The 18,934-nt window shown below is 66.3% G+C and carries 17 protein-coding genes; 5 read left to right on the top strand and 12 right to left on the bottom strand.

Features of this window, described 5'->3' with window-relative positions; all coding sequences use genetic code 11:
• Window positions 1–110: 110 nt before the first annotated feature.
• Window positions 111–1,388 (bottom strand): serine--tRNA ligase, encoded by a 1,278-nt coding sequence (gene serS / locus ABB30_RS12380; RefSeq protein ID WP_057638627.1) that lies wholly within the window; start codon window positions 1,386–1,388, stop codon window positions 111–113.
• 120 nt (window positions 1,389–1,508) lie between these two features.
• Between serS and ABB30_RS12375 the strand changes: the two genes are divergently transcribed.
• The gene (locus ABB30_RS12375; RefSeq protein ID WP_057638643.1) at window positions 1,509–2,162 is read left to right on the top strand and encodes an energy transducer TonB; all 654 of its coding nucleotides are present in this window, start codon (window positions 1,509–1,511) and stop codon (window positions 2,160–2,162) included.
• 112 nt (window positions 2,163–2,274) lie between these two features.
• Entirely contained in the window at window positions 2,275–2,445 is a 171-nt protein-coding gene (locus ABB30_RS16520) for a hypothetical protein (protein ID WP_161808861.1), read from the top strand.
• A 5-nt stretch (window positions 2,446–2,450) separates the two neighbouring features.
• Here the strand turns inward: ABB30_RS16520 and aroA are convergent, their stop codons facing one another.
• From aroA to ABB30_RS12355, 4 genes are all read right to left on the bottom strand, one after another.
• A complete protein-coding gene (gene aroA / locus ABB30_RS12370) occupies window positions 2,451–3,767 on the bottom strand; it encodes a 3-phosphoshikimate 1-carboxyvinyltransferase (RefSeq protein ID WP_057638626.1) in 1,317 nt (438 codons plus the stop codon).
• A gap of 65 nt (window positions 3,768–3,832) precedes the next feature.
• Window positions 3,833–4,981 carry a prephenate dehydratase gene (pheA, locus tag ABB30_RS12365; protein ID WP_057638625.1) on the bottom strand — a complete coding sequence of 383 codons (1,149 nt, stop codon included), beginning with the start codon at window positions 4,979–4,981 and terminating at the stop codon, window positions 3,833–3,835.
• A 54-nt stretch (window positions 4,982–5,035) separates the two neighbouring features.
• On the bottom strand, window positions 5,036–6,121 hold the full coding sequence (gene serC, locus ABB30_RS12360; RefSeq protein WP_057638624.1) for a 3-phosphoserine/phosphohydroxythreonine transaminase: 1,086 nt from the start codon (window positions 6,119–6,121) through the stop codon (window positions 5,036–5,038).
• 107 nt (window positions 6,122–6,228) lie between these two features.
• Complete coding sequence (locus ABB30_RS12355) at window positions 6,229–7,005, bottom strand: FHA domain-containing protein (protein WP_083489861.1); 777 nt, start codon at window positions 7,003–7,005, stop codon at window positions 6,229–6,231.
• 105 nt (window positions 7,006–7,110) lie between these two features.
• Here ABB30_RS12355 and ABB30_RS12350 point away from each other — a divergent pair, with 105 nt between their 5' ends.
• The 3 genes from ABB30_RS12350 (at window position 7,111) to ABB30_RS12340 (ending at window position 9,152) form a co-directional block, all read left to right on the top strand.
• Complete coding sequence (locus ABB30_RS12350) at window positions 7,111–7,380, top strand: polyhydroxyalkanoic acid system family protein (protein WP_057638622.1); 270 nt, start codon at window positions 7,111–7,113, stop codon at window positions 7,378–7,380.
• Window positions 7,381–7,454: 74 nt separating this feature from the next.
• Entirely contained in the window at window positions 7,455–7,937 is a 483-nt protein-coding gene (locus tag ABB30_RS12345; protein WP_057638621.1) for a phasin family protein, read from the top strand.
• A 183-nt stretch (window positions 7,938–8,120) separates the two neighbouring features.
• Entirely contained in the window at window positions 8,121–9,152 is a 1,032-nt protein-coding gene (locus ABB30_RS12340; RefSeq protein ID WP_083489860.1) for a restriction endonuclease, read from the top strand.
• A gap of 50 nt (window positions 9,153–9,202) precedes the next feature.
• Here ABB30_RS12340 and ABB30_RS12335 read toward each other — a convergent pair whose 3' ends face one another.
• The 7 genes from ABB30_RS12335 to zipA form a co-directional block, all read right to left on the bottom strand.
• Window positions 9,203–9,931, bottom strand: coding sequence for a histidine utilization transcriptional repressor HutC (locus ABB30_RS12335; protein ID WP_057638619.1), 729 nt, complete (start codon window positions 9,929–9,931; stop codon window positions 9,203–9,205).
• Between the two features lie 147 nt (window positions 9,932–10,078).
• Entirely contained in the window at window positions 10,079–12,805 is a 2,727-nt protein-coding gene (gene gyrA / locus ABB30_RS12330; RefSeq protein WP_057638618.1) for a DNA gyrase subunit A, read from the bottom strand.
• 159 nt (window positions 12,806–12,964) lie between these two features.
• On the bottom strand, window positions 12,965–14,032 hold the full coding sequence (gene mtnA / locus ABB30_RS12325) for an S-methyl-5-thioribose-1-phosphate isomerase (RefSeq protein WP_057638617.1): 1,068 nt from the start codon (window positions 14,030–14,032) through the stop codon (window positions 12,965–12,967).
• A 55-nt stretch (window positions 14,033–14,087) separates the two neighbouring features.
• A complete protein-coding gene (gene epmA, locus ABB30_RS12320) occupies window positions 14,088–15,044 on the bottom strand; it encodes an EF-P lysine aminoacylase EpmA (RefSeq protein WP_057638642.1) in 957 nt (318 codons plus the stop codon).
• Window positions 15,045–15,046: 2 nt separating this feature from the next.
• Window positions 15,047–15,508, bottom strand: a complete 462-nt coding sequence (locus ABB30_RS12315; RefSeq protein ID WP_338062351.1) for a GNAT family N-acetyltransferase — start codon at window positions 15,506–15,508, stop codon at window positions 15,047–15,049.
• Entirely contained in the window at window positions 15,505–18,012 is a 2,508-nt protein-coding gene (gene ligA, locus ABB30_RS12310; protein WP_057638616.1) for an NAD-dependent DNA ligase LigA, read from the bottom strand. The genes ABB30_RS12315 and ligA overlap by 4 nt, the downstream gene beginning before the upstream one ends.
• Before the next feature lie 171 nt (window positions 18,013–18,183).
• Complete coding sequence (gene zipA, locus ABB30_RS12305) at window positions 18,184–18,894, bottom strand: cell division protein ZipA (RefSeq protein WP_057638615.1); 711 nt, start codon at window positions 18,892–18,894, stop codon at window positions 18,184–18,186.
• Window positions 18,895–18,934 lie beyond the last annotated feature (40 nt).

The raw sequence follows: 18,934 nt of genomic DNA, 5'->3' as shown, positions 1-18,934 counted from the left end.
AACGAAATGGGGCCGGATCGGTACGCTTTCAACACCTGGCCCGCGCATCATTTGGCAGCCACAAAAAAGGCCCGCTTGCGCGGGCCTCCGGGCATGGCCGCCAGCAGGGCTTACTGCAGGCGCTCGATGCCGCCCATGTACGGACGCAGCACTTCCGGCACGCTGATCGAGCCATCGGCGTTCTGGTAGTTCTCCAGCACCGCCACCAGGGCACGGCCGACGGCCACACCGGAGCCATTCAAGGTGTGCAGCAGTTCCGGCTTGCCGGCCTCGTTGCGGAAACGGGCCTGCATGCGGCGGGCCTGGAAGTCACCGCAGTTGGAGCACGAGGAAATCTCGCGGAAGGTGTCCTGCGAGGGCAGCCAGACTTCCAGGTCATAGGTCTTGCGCGCGGCAAAGCCCATGTCGCCGGTGCACAGCAGCACCTTGCGGTACGGCAGGCCGAGCTTTTCCAGCACCACTTCGGCGGCGCGGGTCATCGCCTCGTGTTCGGCATCGCTCTGTGCCGGGCTGGCGATGGACACCAGCTCGACCTTCTCGAACTGATGCTGGCGGATCATGCCGCGGGTATCGCGACCGGCACTGCCGGCTTCGGAACGGAAGCACAGCGAGTGGGCGGTCATGCGCAGCGGCAGCCGCTGCGCATCGACGATGTCATCGCGCACGGTGTTGGTCAGGGCGATTTCCGAGGTGGAGATCAGGTAGCGCTTGGCCTCCCCCAGTTCGGTGGCGAACATGTCCTCTTCGAACTTGGGCAGCTGGCCGGTGCCAAACAGCGAATCGCTGTTGACGATCACCGGCACATTGGTTTCTTCATAACCATGCTCGCCGGTGTGCAGGTCGAGCATGAACTGGGCCAGGGCGCGGTGCAGGCGTGCCATCTGACCGCGCAGCACGGTGAAACGCGCGCCGGACAGCTTGGCGGCGGTTTCCGCATCCAGCCAGCCGTTGCGGGCGCCCAGCTCGACATGGTCCTTGACCGGGAAATCGAAGCTGCGCGGGGTGCCCCAGCGGCTGACTTCCACGTTCTGGCTTTCGTCCTTGCCCTTGGGCACATCGGCCGCCGGCAGGTTGGGAATGGCCAGGGCAATGGCGTCGATCTGCTCACGGATCTGGTCCAGCTGGATTTCCGAGGCCTTCAGCTCATCGGCGAAGGCGGTGACTTCGGCCATGATGGCCGAGGCGTCCTCGCCCTTGGCCTTGGCCATGCCGATGGCCTTGGAGCGCGAGTTGCGCAGGCTCTGCAATTCCTGGGTACGCACCTGAATGCGCTTGCGGTCGGCTTCCAGGGACTCCAGCACGGACACATCCAGCGCATAACTGCGGGTATCAAGCAGCTGCTGGGCAAGTTCGGCGGGTTGTTGGCGAAGCAGGACTGGATCAAGCATGGTGCGGTGACCGTTGGGAACAAGCTGCCATTATCGCCCTTCCGGCTTTTTTATGCTTGACCACATGCGCCACTACCGGTGCAATGGGGTTGCTTGATTCTCAATGATGCCTGCCGCGCCATGACCGAAGAACTACAGCAGCAACCATCCCGCACGTTTTCCATCACCTTCCCGCCCCGGGCGCGGTTGTGGGTGGCTGCCGCCTTCGCCCTGGGTGTACTGCTGTTTCTGCTCAGCTGGCTAAGTGGGCGCGACAAGACCTTCTTCCAGGCCGATGGCGAGGCCTCCCCGACCCAGGACATCGCCCTGGCCCCGCTGCCGACGCCAATGGCTGCCGGTGGGGCCAGCCACATGCCGGCACCGCAGCCGGGCAGCGACCAGGCCAGGCCGCATCTGGTGGAGCAGGCGCCACCTGCCGCACCGGAACCACTGGCCGAAGCCGCCCCGGTTGAACCGGTAGCCACGGCCCCGGCGACACCAGTGCCGTCGTCATCCACGAACGATTCACCGCCCCAGCGCATCGCCGAGCAAAGCCCGGCCCCGCAGTATCCGGCCAGTGCGCTGCGCAAGGGCGAACGCGGTGTGGTCCTGCTCAACGTCCTGGTCGACAGCCAGGGCCGGCCCAGCCGGGTTTCGGTTGCCGAACGCAGCGGCTCGCGTGCACTGGACCGCGCGGCTGTGGATGCGGTCCAGCGCTGGCGCTTCCAGCCGGCACTCAGTGCCGGGCAGCCCGTGCCGGGGGAAGTGCAGATACCGATCGAATTCAGTCCCTGAGCTGAACGACCCTGCCCAAAGGCCGCGCCGATTTGTCTGAATCCGGCGTCAGTGCACATTTCCGCTACAGGCCATGCAAGCACAATGGCCGGCCATCGTGCCGTAGATGCCCATGTCCCGACGCCTTCAAGCCAGCTGGAAACTGCCGCGCATGCATCGCGGCAGCGCCGTCACCGTCGTGCTGGTGGCGATCATGTTCCTCAGCGCCCTGCTCTGGGTGCGTGAGCAACACACCCAGACCAAGCCGCCCGTGTCCGGGCAGCTCGTCCACGCGCAGCGCTGATCAGCTCATTGTCCTGCCTGCAGGGCAAAGCCGCAGCCACGTGCCAGGGAGTCAAAGCCCGGGAACGAGGTGGCCACATTGGCCACATCATTGACCCGCACCGGGCCCGTGGCCAGCTGGCCGGCAATGGCAAAGGCCATCGCGATGCGGTGGTCGCCGTGGGCCTGGATGCTGCCCGGGCCGATCACCCCGCCATGGATCGTTGCCCCGTCGGCCACCTCATCGACCTGGATGCCCAGGCTGCGCAAGCCCGTGGCCATGGCCGCCAGACGGTCTGATTCCTTGACCCGCAACTCGGCAGCGCCGCTGATCACGGTCTGGCCAGTGGCTGCGGCCGCGGCGACGAACAAGGCCGGGAATTCGTCGATCATGTCCGGCACCAGCGCTTCTGGAATCACGGCGCCGTGCAGGGGCGCATAGCGCACATGCAGGTCAGCCACTTCTTCGCCACCCTGCTGAGCGTGGTTGGAGGTGCTGATGTCTGCTCCCATCAGTTTCAGCGCCGCCAACAAGCCGGTCCGACGCGGGTTCAGGCCCACCTGGCGCAACAACAGTTGCGAGCCGGGGATGATGCTGGCCGCGACCAGGAAGAACGCCGCCGAGGAGAAGTCGGCCGGCACCACCACGTCGGTGGCACGCAGCCGCTGCCCGCCACGCAGGCGTGCTTGGCCGGGGGAAAAATCAATCGCCACGCCAAAGGCACGCAGCATGCGCTCGGTGTAGTCGCGGGTGGGGTGCGGCTCGAGTACCGAGGTCTCCCCTTCCGCATACAGGCCGGCCAGCAGCAGCGCCGACTTGACCTGGGCACTGGCCACCGGCAAGGCATAGTCGATGCCGGTCAACGCTTGCCCGCCATGGATGTGCAACGGCGGGGTGCCGTCATCACCGGTATCGATACGCGCGCCCATCTGCGCCAACGGGCCGGTGACCCGGCGCATCGGCCGCTTGCTCAGCGAGGCATCACCGGTCAGGGTGCTGTCAAACGACTGGGCGGCCAGCAGCCCGGCCAGCAGACGCATGCCGGTACCGGCATTGCCGCAGTCCAGGGCCTGTTGCGGTGCCTTCAGGCCATCCACGCCGACACCATGAACGATGCGGGTGCTGCCTGACGGGATTTCGATGCGTACGCCCAGCTGCTCGAAGATGCGCGCGGTGGCGCGGGTATCCTCGCCTTCCAGAAAGCCATCGATGCGGCTGCTGCCGTCAGCCAGGGCGGCAAACATCACCGCACGGTGGGAAATGGATTTGTCGCCGGGCACGCTCAACTCACCGTGCAGCGCGGTGCCCGGGGTGGCAATCCAGTACGAATGCGGGTCTGACATCACACACAACCTTTGCTCTGGGGGCATGGCCAGCAGTGCGGCCATGCCGGAAATCTGCGGGTATTTCAGGGGATGGCCACCGGGTAGGAACCCAGCACCTTGATGTCGGTGGCCTGGGCAGCCAATTCGGCCAGCGCGGCCTGCATGGCCGGATCATCCACATGGCCGGCCAGGTCGATAAAGAAGCCGTACTCCCACTTGGCCTGGTGGGACGGGCGCGACTCGATGCGGTTCATCGAGATGCCGTGGCGGGCGAACGGGCTGAGCACATCAAACAGCGCGCCGGGCTTGTCATGGATGAACACCAATACCGATGTGCGGTCGTGTCCGGAGGTCGGGAAGATCTGCCGGCCCAGGACCAAAAAACGGGTGGTGTTGTCGGCATCGGTCTGGATCGGCCGGGTGACCACCTTCTTCAGGCCATAGACCTGGGCGGCACTTTCCCCGCCGATGGAGGCCGCATCGTCGCTGGCGCGGGCGCGGCGGGCGCCTTCGGCATTGCTGGACACCGGGATCTTCTCCACCTTGGGCAGGTTGGAGCGCAGCCAGGCCGCGGTCTGGGCGAAGGACTGCGGGTGGGAGTAGATGCGCTCGATGTCCTCGATGCGACCGCTGCGCGAGAGCAGGTACTGGTTGACCCGCAGCTCGACCTCACCGCAGATTTTCAGGTTGGAGGTCAGGAACATGTCCAGGGTGACCTGGATGGTGCCCTGGCCCGAATTTTCCACCGGCACCACGCCGAAGTCGGCATTGCCGGCTTCCACCTCGCCGAACACTTCCTCGATGCTGGCCATCGGCAGGCCGATGGCGGAGCGGCCGAAATGCTTGAGCACGGCCTGCTGGCTGAAGGTACCTTCCGGGCCGAGATAACCGATCTTGAGCGGCTCCTGCTGGGCCAGACAGGCCGACATGATCTCGCGGTACACATGCACCAGCAGCTCGTCGGACAACGGACCCTGGTTGCGGTCCACCACCATGCGCAACACCTGGGCCTCGCGCTCGGGGCGGTAGTAATCCACCGCCTGGGCCAGCTTGCCCTTGGCCTTGCCGACCTGGTGGGCCATCTGCGCACGTTCGGCAATCAGGGTCTGGATGTCGCGGTCGATCTGGTCGATACGCGCACGCACATCGGCCAGTTGTGGTGCTGCCGTTGCCTTGCCCGCGCTCTTCTCGGCGGCAGGCGTGCTGCCCTTGCTGGTTTTCTTTGCTGCCATGGTCTTTGATCTTGCTCGTGGGGGGCGCCGAGAGTTGCTCAAGGCAACGCGTCTTCAGCCGTTGTGTTGCTGGAAATCGGCCATGAACGCGGCCAGTGCCTGGGCCCCTGCCAGGGGCATGGCGTTGTACAGCGAGGCGCGGATGCCGCCGACCGCCTTGTGTCCCTTCAGGGCCAGCAACCCGGCCGCCTTGGCCTGGGCCACGAAACGGGCATTGAGGGTGTCATCGGGCAGGAAGAAGGGAATGTTCATCACCGAACGCACGGCCGGGTCCACTGCATTGCGGTAGAAACCGCCGGAACCGTCGATGGCCTGGTACACCGCAGCGGCCTTGCGCGCATTGAGCGCGGCGAAGTGCTCCACCCCGCCCTGCTCGAGCATCCAGCGCACGGTCAGGCCGAGCAGGTACCAGTTCCAGGTGGGCGGGGTGTTGAGCATTGAATCGCGGGCGGCCAGCGAGGCGTAGTTGAAGATGTCCGCGCGTGGCTGGCCGGGCCGCTGCAGCAGGTCGCGGCGCACGATCACCACACTGATGCCCACCGGCCCCAGGTTCTTCTGCGCCCCGGCATAGATCAAGCCGTACTTGCGCACATCCAGTGGCGCCGAGGCGATGGACGAGGAAAAATCGGCGAACAGCGGAACATCGCCGGTCTCCGGCGCAGCGGCGAACTGCACGCCGTGGATGGTCTCGTTGTCGGTGATGTGCACATAGGCCGCATCCGCGCCAAGCTGCCAGCCCTCACGCGCTGGAATGCTGGTGAAGCCATCCGCCTCGCCGCTTGCCGCCACCCGGGCATCTATGCAATGGCTGGCCTGCTTGATCGCCGTCTTGCCCCAATGACCGGTGACCACATAATCAGCGCGCTGGCCGGGGGCTGCGAAATTCAACGGCAGCAGGGCCTGGATGGTGGTCGCACCACCGGCGGTGAACAGCACCGCATAGTCCTCGGGGATGGACAGCAGCTGACGCAGGTCAGCTTCAGCCTGGCTGGCCACGGCGATGAACTCCGGGCCGCGATGGCTCATTTCAACAATGGATGCGCCGGCATCGCCAAACTCCAGCATCTCCGCCTGCGCCTGACGCAGGACCACTTCCGGCAACGTTGCAGGGCCGGCACTGAAATTGAACGCGCGCGACATGACACACCAAAGCTGTAGGGCCCTTCAGTATGCCCCAGCCGCTAAGGCTTTGCTGCGCCTGTAAAAAGTTGCATTTGCATCGTTTGCAGCAGGCAACAGTGAGGGTGTCAGCGCGGCCCGAACAACAGCAGCGCGGCCAGGCTGCCACCGAGCACCACGGCGGCCAGCAACAGCCACCACCAGCCCAGTCGCGCGGGTCGGGCCGGCGTGGCTGCCGCTGCGGTCACGGCGACAGGTTCGCTCTGCGTCGGCGTCTGTTCCACCACCGGGGCTGCCAGCAAAGCGGGCGATTCCACCACCAGGCGGATGCCGTCATGGATCACGATCTGGTCACCGGGCAGCAACGTGGACTGCTGGCACGGCTGGCCATTGACCAGCACCGGGGCACCACCGGGCAGTACCTGCAGGTCGAGCTTGTCTGCCTGTGGCTGGATGCGCACATACAGCGCAGGCAGGGTCTTGTCCTGCAACACCACATCGGCCTGCTCGCTGCTGCCCAGCACCCAGTTGCGGTCCAGGGCAAAGGCACGGCCGTGGATGTGCCCGCCATACCCACGCAGCAGCGCGGTATGGCCCGGACTGGAGGCTTGCCCGGGCAAGCGGCCGAGGACGTGCATATCCTGGCCATCGATATTGATCTGGTCGCCGCTCCTGACGTAAGCCATGCGCTTGACCGGACGGCCGTTGACATGGACATGCACGCGGTCATGGCTGATCTGCAGCCAGAGGCCGCGACGGTCAAGGCAGAAACGGGCCAGCAACAGCATTCCGACCGCACTGACGCCGGCCAGGATCTGCCCGGAGGCGTGGCGCACGATCGGGCACAGGCCATCATTCAACGCAATGTCGGCAGATGGGCGGTTGGGAAAATGAAGGCGCAACATGAGGCCGGCAGCGTATCAGGTGTATTGAGTCTATTACAGGCGTTTTACTTGCCATTGGACAAATGCAGGCGAAAATAACCGCACTGTTCATTACCACACCTTCCCATGATCGATATTTCCCACCCGCACGGCCTGGATGCCGGTGCCGTCCGCAACGTCGTACAGGCCATTGCTGAAAAACTGAGCGAACGTTTCCAGGTCATCAACCACTGGGACGGTGACGCCCTGGTATTTGCACGCAGCGGTGTGGATGGGCGGATCAGCCTGCTGCCGGGCCAGGTGCGGGTCACCGCCCAGCTGGGGTTTCCCTATTCGATGATGCAATCGATGGTCGAAGAGGAAATCCAGCGCGTACTCGGCGAGCGCCTGGGCTGATCCGGTCATCACGTGCAGGCAACAATGGCAGCGGCTAGAGTCTTGGGCAGTTTCTTCGGCAACAGGACGCAGCGATGACCCACTCCACGCACACACCGCCGCCGGGCCACGAGCACGAATCAAGCGGCAATGATCGTTTCTCCCAGCGCCTGAGCGATTCGGCCCACCAGGTCTGGCTGGCCGGACTGGGGGCATTCAACCGTGCCCAGAGCGAAGGCAGCCGCCTGTTCGACAGCCTGGTGCGCGATGGCCAGGCCTACGAGCAACGCGGAAAATCCGCTGCCGACAATGCCTCCACCCTGCAGGACAACCTGGCCGCCGGCCTGGGCCAGGCCCGCGAACGCACCGCACGCACCTGGGACAAGGTGGAGCACGCCATGGATGATCAAGTGCAGTCGATCCTGCGCCGGCTCAAGGTCCCCACGGCCGACGAAGTGACCGCGCTGCACGCCGAGATTGCCGCGCTGCGCCAGCGTATCGGCCAGCTGGAAGCCCGCCCGGTGGCTACCCCGAGCCATACCGTCGAGGTCTCCAGCCCGAAGCCGCCGCTGCCCTGACGGTCATTTGTTGCAAAGCAGCAATGAATGGATGACAATCCGGAAACCGCCACGCAGTACCTCGTGCCATAGCTCCCCTCCCCTCATGGCACGCAGGAGTGGCGGTTTTTTTTGCCTGTCACCCAGCCGGCCCGGGACAGGCTAAAATCGGGCTCTTCGCCATCGATCACGGAACAGATCTGGATGCTTGCCTGGCTTATCGCCCTCGTAGTGGCCACTGCCTGCCTGGCCTTGCTTGCCGCCTGGCTGTGGCTGCCTGCCCGGCAACGGATTGCCCGTGAGCACGGCCTGTCTGCATTGGCCGATATGCACTGGCGTGATTTTGCCCATATCGTGCGCCGCGCCTTGATCGAAAAGCGCGGCATGCAGGTCATCGATGACAGCGAGCACACCGCCGGCGAGCCCAGTGCCGATTGGTTGATGCAACACAACGCGCAGCCCTGGCTGGTGTCGTGCAAGCACGGCCTGTCCTATCGCATTGGCGAAGCGGCCGTGGTCGAGCTGGGCACCAAGATCCGCCTGGCAGGCGCCCATGGCGGATTGTTGCTGACCCAGGGCACGGTGTCGCGGGAGGGTCGAGAGCTGGCCGCGCGCCACCGGATCGAGATCATCGACGGCCCTGCCCTGTGGTCATTGCTGCATCCCTATCTGCCCGGGGAGCTGGAAAGCAACGCCAGCCAGCACGCGCAGCGCACCACCATCCGCCGCACCGGCATTGCCGCACTGGGCTGCCTGGCCATTGGCCTGCTGACCGGCATCGGCCTTGACAGCATGACCGGCACTGCTGCTGATACTGCCGGCCAGCGCCCTGCAGCTCCCTCGGCCGCAGCGCAGGGCAGCAGCGCGCAGCAGCCGGCAGCGCAGGCAGCCAAGACGCCTGCCACCCTGCCTGACGCGCTGGCCGTTGAGGAGGATGCCTCACAGTGGCTGGTCGACGGAATCGATATCCGCGTACAGAACCCGGATCCGGCCCTGCTGCGTCGTTACCAGCAGCAGGTATCGCGCCTGCTGGCCAGCACTGCGGGCCTGCATTCGGCCATCTGGATGACCCAGACCACCGTCACCGTGGACCGCGACGTGGACGAGGTGCGGGCGATGGAGCTGATCTGCCCGGTGCTGCACCGCTACCCGTCATTGCGCACGGTACGCGTGCAGCTCAATCCGCGTGTGGGCACCCAGGAACAGGTGCGCTGGCGCCAGTGCAGCATCAATTGAGTGCTTGGCCTGGGCCCAAAAAAAGCCGCGCAATGCGCGGCTTTTTCGTTTCAGCGGCCGCCTGCGGTGAAGCGGGCCACCAGCTCGTGCTGGTCGGACAGGAATATCTGCCGGGCCCAGGTAATCGGCGCCTCGCCGCGCCAGGTGCGGCGCTCGATCACCAGGCACGGGATACCGGGCTCGCAGCCCATCAAGGCTGCATCGGCCGGGCTGGCCGCCTCGGCACTGATACGGTACTCACCACGGGTCCAGGACACCTCGTTGAGCAGCCACGTGCCCGGGGGAATCCGGGAGAAATCGATGTCCAGCGCCTGCGGGATCGAGGTGGCATTGAGCAGGCGGTGCTCGACCCCGACCGCACGGCCATCGGCCAGATGCAGGCCGTCAATGGCCACCACCTGGCCGCCACCGGCCAACAGGCTCTCGCTGTAATTGCCCGGCTCGGCATCGCGCACGGCCTTGTCCAGCAACTGGTAGGCATAGCTGCGCTCGCGCCCACCCAGGGCCAGGCCGATGTCGGGAATTTCCAGCGTCACCAGCTCCTGTTCGGGCGAACGCTTGGCCACGAACGAGCCGGCGCGGCGGCGGCGCTCGATCAGGCCATTCTCGGCCAGCGTGGTCAGGACCTTGTTGACCGTCATCCGTGAGCAGTCGTACTGCTGCATCAGCTCGTGCTCGAAGGGAATGCGGTGGCCCGGCGGCCATTCACCGCTCAGGATGCGTTCCTCGATTTCACTGCGGATGCGCTGGTTGAGGGTGGCGGACTTTGATCCAGTCACGTCGTGATCCTTATGGGTGACACAAAGGTGGGCAATGCCGATGCATTGACCACCCGATGATGCCGCTAGGCAGATGAAACCGCTGGTAAAAGCATATACAACAACGCCGGCGATGTGCCGGCGCGGTTGCAAGCCTGCGGCTGAGGATTACTCGGCCGCAGTGGCCTGTGCGGACGACGGCGGGGAATTCTCGCCGGTGGCGGCGGCAGCGGCGATGCCGGTGTCCGGATCGACATCGTCGATGTCCTCCTCCACCAGGGCACCGTCGATGCGCTCCACTGCCTGCAGCTTCTCGCCCTTGGACAGGCGGATCAGGGTCACGCCCTGGGTGTTGCGGCCGACGCGGGAGATTTCCTGGGCACGGGTGCGCACCATGGTGCCGCCATCGGAAATCAGCAGCACCTGGTCAGCCTCGTCCAGCAGCACCGCGCTGACCAGGCGGCCATTGCGTTCGGTGGTCTGGATGCCGATCACGCCCTGGGTGCCACGCCCCTTGCGCGGATAGTCCGCCAACGGGGTGCGCTTGCCGTAGCCGTTTTCGGTGGCCGTCAGGATGTACGGGCCATTGCCCTCGCCCAGCTGCTCGCCGTCGCCGGACTCGTTCACGACCTCGTCGATGGCTTCGGCGTCGTCGGCATCACTTTCCATGCCGCCGGCACTTTCGGCCACGATCAGGCTGACCACATCCTCACCGGCGGCCAGCTTGATGCCGCGTACGCCAGTGGCGGTACGCCCCATCGAGCGCACGGCCGATTCACTGAAGCGCACGGTCTTGCCGTTGGAGGCGAACATCACGATGTCGCGCCCGCCGTCGGTCAGGCCGACGCCGATCAGGGCATCGCCCTCGTCCAGATTGATCGCGATCTTGCCGCGGGCCAGACGGAAGGCAAACTCGCTCAGCGGGGTCTTCTTGACCGTGCCGTTGCGGGTGGCAAAGAACACGAACTTGCCATCGGCGTAGTCGCGCACCGGCAGCACCGCCTGCACCCGCTCTCCCGGTTCCAGCCCGATCCAGTTGATGATCGGACGGCCACGGGCATTGGAGCCGGCTTCGGGCAGCTGGTACACCGACAGCCAGAACACGCGCCCGGAACTGGTGAAGGTAAGCAGGGTGTCGTGGGTGTTGACCAGCCACAACTGCTCGATGAAATCCTCTTCCTTGGTCGCCGCGGCGCTGCGGCCGCGGCCGCCACGCTTCTGCGCGCGGTAGGCCGAGACCGGCTGGCGCTTGACGTAGCCGGTGCTGGACAGGGTGACCACCACCTCTTCCGGGGCGATCAGGTCCAGGATGTCCAGGTCTTCCTCGCTGTGGCGGATTTCGGTGCGGCGCTCGTCGCCGTACTCTTCCCTCACTGCCAGCAGTTCGTCGCGGATCACCCGCAGCAGCACTGCCGGGTCTTCCAGGATCTCGATCAGGCCGGCAATGACCAGCAGCAGCTGGCGGTATTCCTCGGTCAGCTTGTCCTGCTCCAGCCCGGTCAGGCGGTGCAGGCGCATTTCCAGGATCTGGTTGGCCTGGATCTCGGTGAGCTGGTAGCGGCCGTCGATCAGGCCCACGCCCTTGGGCAGGTCATCCGGACGCGAGGCCTCGGCACCGGCGCCGGCCAGCAGTGCGCCGACCAGCCCCGGATCCCAGGTGCGGGCGAGCATACGCTCGCGCGCTTCGGCCGGGTTCGGCGAGGTCTTGATCAGTTCGATCATCTCGTCGATGTTGGCCAGGGCAACGGTCAGGCCTTCCAGCACATGGGCGCGGGCACGGGCCTTGCGCAGTTCGTAAATAGTGCGACGAGTCACCACCTCGCGGCGGTGGCGCACGAACGACTCGAGCATCTGCTTGAGGTTCATCAGCTTCGGCCGGCCGTCCACCAGGGCAACCATGTTGATGCCGAACACCGATTCCATCTGGGTCTGCTTGTACAGGTTGTTGAGCACAACCTCGGCCGACTCGCCCTTCTTGATCTCGATGTAGATGCGCATGCCGTCCTTGTCGGACTCATCGCGCAGCTCGGAGATGCCCTCGATCTTCTTTTCCTTGACCAGCTCGGCGATCTTCTCGATCAGACGCGCCTTGTTCACCTGGTAGGGAATCTCGGTGACGATGATCGATTCGCGGCCATTGGCAGCGACCTCGATATCGGCCTTGGCACGCATGCGCACGCGGCCACGACCGGTGCGGTAGCCGGCAACGATGCCGGCAGTACCGTTGATGATGCCGGCGGTCGGGAAATCCGGGCCCGGGATGTACTCCATCAGGCCGTCAACATCGATTTCCGGGTTGTCGATCAGGGCCACACAGGCATTGATCGACTCGGTCAGGTTGTGCGGCGGGATGTTGGTGGCCATGCCCACCGCGATACCGGCCGAGCCGTTGACCAGCAGGTTCGGGAACCGGGTCGGCATGACCGTCGGCTCCAGTTCCTTTTCATCGTAGTTGGGCTGGAAGTCGACCGTTTCCTTGTCCAGGTCGGCCATCAGCTCATGGGCCAGGCGCGACATGCGCGCTTCGGTGTAACGCATGGCGGCGGCCGAGTCGCCGTCGATCGAGCCGAAGTTACCCTGGCCATCGACCAGCATGTAACGCAGCGAGAACGGCTGGGCCATGCGCACCAGGGTGTCATACACCGAGGCATCGCCGTGCGGATGGTACTTGCCGATCACGTCACCGACGATACGCGCCGACTTGAAGTAAGGCTTGTTGCTGTGCGCGCCCAGTTCGCTCATGGCGAACATCACGCGGCGATGGACCGGCTTGAGGCCATCGCGGGCATCGGGGAGTGCGCGGCCCACGATCACGCTCATCGCGTAATCGAGGTAGCTCTTGCGCATCTCGTCTTCCAGATTGACCTGGATGATTTCCTTGGCGGTGTCTGCCATTGAGGTTCCGTAATCAGGAGGCGACCGAGCTGATCCCACCATCTTCTGCATGCAGCCAGAAAAGGGGTTTCACAGCCTGCTCTAACCTTCAGATTCTACCACAACCGCCCCCTGCCATGCCCTGCCCGACCCGCCGCAACGGGCCGGGTCGCAGTGGCCTCAGGCGCTGGCGAAGGCCGCTGCCATGGCCGCCGCATCCGGGGCGCTGATGACGCCACGCTCGGTGACGATGGCATCGATCAGGCCGGCCGGAACCACGTCGAACACCGGGTTCCAGGCCGCAATGCCCTCGGCCACGGTACGCACCCCACCCACCCCGTACAGCTCGCCCGGGTCGCGCTCCTCGATGTCGATTTCATCGCCGTGGGCGGTGGACATGTCCACGGTCGAGGACGGCGCCACCACCATGAACTTGACCCCATGGTGGCGGGCGGCAATGGCCAGCTGGTAGGTGCCGATCTTGTTGGCGGTATCGCCATTGGCGCAGATGCGGTCGGCACCGACGATCACCCATTGCACCGCACCGGTCTTCATCAGGTGGGCGGCAGCCGAATCGGCGATCAGGGTCGGGTCGATGCCGTCCTGGGACAGCTCCCACACGGTCAGGCGCGCGCCCTGCAGCCACGGCCGGGTCTCACCGGCGTAGACCTTGCCGATGCGGCCGGTGGCCACGCCGGCACGGATCACCCCCAGCGCGGTACCGAAGCCGGCGGTGGCCAGCGAACCGGTGTTGCAGTGGGTGAGCACGCCGCTGCCCGCGGCAATCAGGTCGGCACCGAGTGCGCCCATGGCGTGGTTGGCGGCCAGGTCCTCACGGGCGATGGCGGCCGCTTCGGCCTCGACCACGTCCAGCCAGTCGGCACCGGCACGGCCCAGCGCCGCGGACATGCGCGCCAGCGCCCAGGCCAGGTTGACTGCGGTCGGGCGCGAGGCGTTGAGGCGGTCAATCGCCGGCTGCAGTGCGACAAGCGCCTGCGCACCATCGGCGGCCTGCACACTGCGTGCGGCCAGCACCACACCCCAGGCCGCGGCAATGCCGATGGCCGGTGCGCCGCGCACGGTCAGCGCGGTGATCGCCTCGGCCACCTCATCGCTGCTGCTGCACAACACGTTTTCGACCACGAACGGCAGTTTGCGCTGGTCCAGCAGCTGCAGCGCATCACCGGTCCACTGGATCGGGCGGATGCGGTCGTAACGGGAGAAGTCGAAATCAGCAGGAATGGTCATCGATGCAGGTCAGTGAGGGACAAAAGGCGAGGCACGCGGCCGCAAGGAGGCGCAATTATGCGCCAGCAAAATCAATTGCCAACACATCGGCAATGGCATGGGTATCGAGCAGGCACATCAGCAGCCGGTCCACCCCGACCGCCACCCCGGCACAGGCCGGCAGCGCATCCAGGCAGGCCAGCAGCGGCTCGTCCAGCGGTGGCAGTACATCGCCGCGGCTCTGGCGCACGCCATGGTCGCGCTGGAAACGGGCCCGCTGTTCGGCCGCATCGTTGAGCTCGTGGTAGCCGTTGGCCAGTTCGTACTGGCCCAGGTACAGCTCGAAACGCTCGGCCAGCGGCGGCTCACCCGGCCGCACCCGGGCCAGGGCGGCCTGGCTGGCCGGCCAGTCGTGGACCACGGTGAGCACCTGCGGCGAAAACGCCGGCTGGATGCGATGGGTCATCAACAGGTCCAGCCAGTCATCGCGGGTGAGCCCGTCCGGGTCGATCTGCACCCCAGCCAACGGCGCCTGCAGCTGCGCAAGCGTGGCATCGAACGGGTCCACCCCGGCATGGCGCACAAACAGTTCGCGGTAGGTCAACACCTGCAGCGTGGCGCTGCGGCCGACCAGGGCCAGCAACTGCTGCACCAGGGCCACGGTCTCATCGATCAGGCGATGGTGGTCCCAGCCGGTGCGGTACCACTCCAGCATGGTGAATTCGGGGTTGTGGCGGCCACCGGCCTCGCCGTTGCGGAACACCCGGCCCAGCTCGTAGCAATCGCCCAGGCCGGCAGCAAGCAGGCGCTTGAGCGGGTATTCGGGCGAAGTGCGCAACCAGCGGGTACGCGCACCGGCGCTGACATGGCCACTGAAGGTGGTGGTGAAACTGTCGATGTTCGGCTCGGTGTTGCCGGCCGCCGACAGGATCGGGGTTTCCACTTCCAGCACGTCGCGCCGGGCAAAAAAAGCGCGGATGGCGGCGTTGACCCGGGCGCGCAGCTGCAGCGCACCGCGCTGTTGTTCGGTCAGCCTCACGCCTGCAGGTCCAGGGTGAGGATGTCGCGCTGATCGTCGGCATAGCCGCAGGACAGGTACAGCGCCTTGGCCCGCGCATTGTGGTGGTTGACCTCCAGCCGCATCACCGCGGCGCCCTGCGCGCGCGCCCAGTCTGCGGCCAGGGCCAGTGCCTTGCGCCCCAGCCCTGCCCCGCGCGCCGCCGGGGCCAGGTACAGCTCGTCGAGCAGGGCAAAGCGCCCGCCCTGTTCGACGCTGAAGCACCAGCCCAGGGTGATGTAGCCGGCAAAATCCAGGCCATCGGTGGACAGGATCAGCACCGCGCCATGGCGCGGGTCCTGCAGCAGGGCCTGCATGCCGGCAGCAACCCGCGCCGGATGCAGCACGATCTGGTCCTCGGCATAGAAATCGGCGATGTGCTGCATCAGCAGCGGCAGGTCGGCCGGGGTGGCCAGACGATGGTTCAACGATTCACTCACAGCACGACTCCCTGCTCGCCCAGCCAGGCCAGCAATTGTTGTTCATCCCAGACCGGCACACCCAGCTCCTGGGCCTTGGCCAGCTTGGAACCGGCTTCGGCGCCGGCGACCACGAAACTGGTCTTCTTGGACACACTGCCCGCCACCTTGGCGCCGAAACCTTCCAGGTGGACCTTGGCCTGGTCACGCCCCAGCGCGCTCAGGGTGCCGGTCAACACGACCGTCTGCCCTTCCAGCGGCCCGGCGCCGGACACCTCTTCGGCCAGCAACGGCAGCAGACGCGCCATCGCTGCCTCGGCACGCAGCAGCAGCTCGGCATTGGCCGGCACCTCCAGCCAGTCGGTCAGCCCGCGCAGCACCGGCCCGGGCAGGCCGGATGCCGACAGCTGCATGCCTTCGGCATCCACCAGGCTGGCGGCATCTTTCACCACACTGGCCAGGGCCTCGGCGCGCTTGGCGGTGATGCCGGGAATCCCGGCGGCCACCAGCAGCGGCACCAGCCCCAGGCCGGCACGCAGCCGGGCCGTCGGCGCATGGGTATCGCTGATGCTGACCCCGCCGGCCAACAGGGCATCGATGGCCTGCTGGTTGCCGGCCTGGTCGAAGAAATGACCGATCGCGCGGGCCACCTCGCCACCGATGTCCGGCACCTGCGTGTACAGCGGCCATGGCAGGTGGCGGATCAGTTCCAGATCACCGAACCACTGGGCCAGGGTCTTGGCCGTGGCCTCGCCGACATGCTCGATGCCCAGTGCATAGAGCAGGCGCGCCAGCGTGGTCTGGCGACTGGCATCGATGGCGTCGATCAACTTGTCGGCCCAGCGGGTGGCAATCTTTTTCGGCTGCCACGCCACATCCACCGGCACGGTCAGGGCACGCGCCTGCCAGTCGGCCTGCCCGGACAGGGCCAGCAGCGACTGCAGGGTTGCCCCGCTGCCGAGCAGCGACATGTGCGGCTGCAGGGCCATCGCATAGTCCTCGACCTGGCCGGCGTCCAGGATCAGCTTGAGCTTGAGCAGGGTGTCGCGGTCCAGGCGATACAGATCGGCCACGGCGCTGACGATGCCGGCATCGACCAGCACCTCGATGAACTTCTCGCCCAGGCCATCGATGTCCATCGCCTTGCGCGAGGCAAAGTGGGCAATGGCCTCCTTGCGCTGGGCCGGGCAACTGAGCTCGCCGGAGCAGCGCCACACCACCATGCCCTCTTCCTGCACCAGCTCGGCGCCGCACACCGGGCAGGCGTCCGGCATCTGCCAGGGCAAGGCGCCGGCCGGGCGCAGCTCGTGGCGCACGCTGGCCACTTCGGGAATCACGTCACCGGCGCGGCGGATGATCACCGTATCGCCCACCCGCACATCCAGCCGGGCAATCTGGTCGGCGTTGTGCAGGGTGGCATTGGTGACCACCACGCCGGCCACCTGGACCGGGGCCAGGCGTGCCACCGGGGTGGCCGCGCCGGTACGCCCGATCTGGATCTCGATGTCCTCCACGGTGGTGGTCTGTTCCTGGGCCGGGAACTTGTGCGCGATGGCCCAGCGCGGGGCCCGCGCAACAAACCCCATGCGCTGCTGGCCAGCCTTGTCATCGAGCTTGTAGACCACCCCGTCAATGTCGAACGGCAGGCTGTCGCGCAGCTTGCCGATGCGGTGGAAATAGTCCAGCAGGCCCTGGCGACCGCTCACCACCTGGCACAGCTCGCTGACCGGAAAGCCCCAGCCGCGCAGCTGGGCCAGGGTGGCCGAATGGCTGTCGGCCAACTCGCCACCTTCGACCATGCCGGTGGCATAGGCAAAGAAACTGAGCCGGCGCTCGGCAACGACCCGTGCATCGAGCTGGCGCAGGGTGCCGGCGGCGGCATTGCGCGGGTTGGCCAGCACCTTGCCGCCCTGCGCGCGGGCACGCGTGTTGTAGGCTTCAAAGTCGGCGCGGGCCATGTAGACCTCGCCACGCACTTCCAGCACCGCCGGCCAGCCACTGCCGGCCAGTTGCTGCGGAATGTCGCTGACGGTGCGCAGGTTGGCGGTGACATCCTCGCCGGTGGCGCCATCACCGCGGGTGGCGCCCTGCACGAACACGCCGCCCTCGTAGCGCAGGCTGATGGCCAGGCCATCCAGCTTGGGCTCGGCACTGAACACCAGCGCGTCGGCCGGCCGGCCCAGGTCCTGGGCCAGGCGGGCAATGAAGGTGGCCAGCTCGCCGCCGGCATCCTCATCGAGCGCGCCGTCATCGCCGATCTTGCAGAAGGCATTGCCCAGCGACAGCATCGGCAAGGCATGGGTGACCTCGGCAAACCGCCCCGAGGCGCGCCCGCCGATCACCTGGGTCGGCGAATCAGACTGCTGCAGCTCCGGGTGGGCGGCCTCCAGTGCCTGCAGCTGGCGCAGCAGCCCGTCGTAATCGGCATCACTGATGACCAGCTCGTCGCGGTTGTAATAGGCGTCGGCGGCCTGCTCGAGCTGCTGGCGCAGCTGGGCCAGGCGTTGGCTGGGGGTCTGGGACATGGAGGCACTGCGTGGTCGAACCGGGCCCCAATTCTAGCCGCTATGACGGCATGTGCCCGGTCGTGGACCCGCCCTGCACTGTGCCCAGGCTGGCAGCCACGCGGCCTGCCATCCCTGACAACGCACAACGCCCGGCACAGACCGGGCGTTGTGGGCGCAAGCCGTGCCGGCTTACCAGCGCGGCGGCTTGGTCAGCGGCGGCGCCTCGTGCTGGCGGTCATAGGCACGCAGTTCGTCGCGGATATGGGCGATGCGCTGGCGGCCCAGGGCGTTGCGGCTGTCATCCAGCACCACCGCATCGAGCAGCTCGGCCATGCGCTGCACGGTTGGCTCCATCTTCTCCCAGGCATCCAGCGCCGGCAGCGGCGCCGGCAGGGTCAGGAAGAAGGCGATGGCAGGGGTCTCCATCTCACTGATGGTGGCCATGTCAAAACTGCCCGGCTTGAGGATGGAAGCCATCGAGAACACCGGCCCAGCCTCCGGCTTGCCTTCCAGCAGGCGGTGATAGACCTGCATGTGGCCGAAGATCATGCCGGTCTTTTCGGCGGCGACAACGATATCCTCGCCACGCAATACCTGGCCGGCACGCGCGGCCACGTACAGCGAGACGATCTTGTCAAAATCCTCGCTGACCCGCTTGCCCAGCTCCGATGCGGCCACCGGCTCGGCAAAGGCCAGCTCGCCCTGCCCGCCGGCGGCATCGACAGCCTCGTCGTGCACCGGCACGTCCGCCGACAGCGGCTCCACGCGCTCGGCACGCGGGTCACTGTTGCGGCGACGCCCCTGCGCCGGCTTGGACGGGCGACCGAAGAAATAGATCGCAGCAATCAGCAACAGGCCCGCGGCCAAAATGCCGATGCGAAGCAAGCCGGTCTCTTCCATTGGGATCATCTCGCGTCAAAAGTGTGATCAGGATGGCACG

This window comes from Stenotrophomonas ginsengisoli, from assembly GCF_001431485.1.
Lineage (GTDB): Bacteria > Pseudomonadota > Gammaproteobacteria > Xanthomonadales > Xanthomonadaceae > Stenotrophomonas > Stenotrophomonas ginsengisoli.
Note: the sequence above shows the minus strand (reverse complement) of the source record. Positions and strands in the feature narration are given on the sequence as shown.